Source organism: Bowmanella yangjiangensis (assembly GCF_017255015.1).
In the GTDB taxonomy this organism is placed as follows: Bacteria; Pseudomonadota; Gammaproteobacteria; order Enterobacterales; family Alteromonadaceae; genus Bowmanella; species Bowmanella yangjiangensis.
In genome coordinates this window covers 1-1,489 of sequence record NZ_JAFKCS010000199.1, presented here as the reverse complement: position 1 = coordinate 1,489, position 1,489 = coordinate 1, and the positions used below count along the sequence as shown (strand labels likewise).

Annotated in this window: 2 protein-coding genes; one reads left to right on the top strand and one right to left on the bottom strand. The window is 66.4% G+C overall.

Translation table 11 applies throughout. The annotated features are described in order from the left end of the window. Window positions 1-165: 165 nt before the first annotated feature. Window positions 166-1,134 carry a helix-turn-helix transcriptional regulator gene (locus J0A65_RS23300; protein WP_037052856.1) on the bottom strand — a complete coding sequence of 323 codons (969 nt, stop codon included), beginning with the start codon at window positions 1,132-1,134 and terminating at the stop codon, window positions 166-168. A 158-nt stretch (window positions 1,135-1,292) separates the two neighbouring features. On the opposite strand from J0A65_RS23300, the gene J0A65_RS23295 reads away from it, so the two are divergent. After that, window positions 1,293-1,489: hypothetical protein (locus tag J0A65_RS23295; RefSeq protein WP_206596671.1), on the top strand; the 197-nt coding region annotated here is incomplete at its 3' end.

The following is a 1,489-nucleotide window of genomic DNA, read 5'->3' as shown; positions in this document are numbered from 1 at the left end:
GGCAACCAGAACCCGCGCAATGCGCAGGCCGGCCTGCTGGAAAAGCTCACCGCCCCCGTGATCAGCGCCCGATAACAGCGGCTGCGCGCAACACCCTCTCCCGCTAGTGGGATAGGGTGGCTGCATAGCTCTCGCCCGCGCCGGGCGCGGCTTGGCGGGTGATCGCTACAGTCGCGCGCGGACCTGTTTGGGGCTGATGCCGAAGGCGCGCTTGAACGCCGTGGAGAAGTTGGCGGCGCTGCCGTAGCCGGCGATCCAGGCCGCCTGACTGACGCTCACCCCTTGCTGTTCCAGCGCTTCACGCGCCTGCTGCAGCTTGCGCTGGCGCTGATACTCGAACAGCGACGTACCCTTGGCTGCCTGGAACTGCCGTTGCAGGGTGCTGGCGCAGCAACCTACCTCCTGGGCGATGTCCTCCAGTGACCAGCCATCGGCCGTACCGCTGTGCAGCAGCTCCAGGGTGCGGCGAATGCGTTGATGCTCGTGCGGACGCAGGTTGCTCGGTGCACTGGCCGACTGTCCTGTCAGCAGGCTCAGGGCCTCGCCGGCGATCTCCAGGGCGCGGCTTTCCAGGTACAGGTTCTCCAGCAGGCGATTGCCGCACCCCGGGTGGAGCACCTGCTCGGCCAGGGTCAGCAGGCGTGCCGAGGGTTGCCAGCGCAGCACGTTGAGCGGCCGATAGTCCCCCTGCAGCAAGGCCTTGAGCTCCGCCTGGGCCTCGAAACCGCTCGCTTCGAACCATTCCGGCGTCAGGCTGACCGACACCTTGCGGATGTGCTGGCCACGGCGCGCGCGGCGGGCGAACAGCATCGGTTCGTTGAGGGCGATGGTCACTCCCTCGCAGCCCGTGCGCGGGGTACCGAAGGTGAATGGCTTGCCGTCGTAGCTGACCTCGCTGCGCCCCTGCAGGAAGAGGATGAAGTTCAGGTGCGGACGGGCCTCGGCCTGGGTGGCGAAGTCCTGCAGTTCCAGGCAGTCGGAGCAGTGCAGCGACAGTCCGCTGCGCAGGCGGCGCCAGCTCAGGTGGCCCTGGAACAGGCGGTCGGCACGGCTCTCGCCACCGACCAGGCGGATGGCGTCACCGGACAACTGGGCCAGCTCTCCGGCGCGGACGATGGGGGTACTGCTGGTCATCGGGGCACCTCTGCGTGCTTCTGGCGCAAAGAACAAATCTCGGCGCGCAAACCTCTTGCTGCAAACAGGGTGGCAGACTACGCCTCGCCATTTATTGATGCAAATCATTCGCATTAGTTGTTGTGCCGCCCGATTGGGTGGCACGCCGGGGAGGGGTTATGTACCTGCAATCGTGTCGTGAACACTCGTTCAATCCATTGGCCATCGCCGTGCTGCTGGCGCTGCCAGGGTTCGCCATGGCCGCCGAAGAGCCGCTTGAGCTGCAGCCTACCGAGGTGCTCGGTACGGCCCAGGAAGAACTCAAGCAGGCGCTCGGGGTGTCGGTGATCACCGCCGAGGACATCCAGAAGGCGCC

What these genes read in the sequence shown, in the direction of transcription:
- J0A65_RS23300 (WP_037052856.1), bottom strand. Translation starts at nt 1,134, where the DNA reads ATGACCAGCAGTACCCCCATCGTCCGCGCCGGAGAGCTGGCCCAGTTG.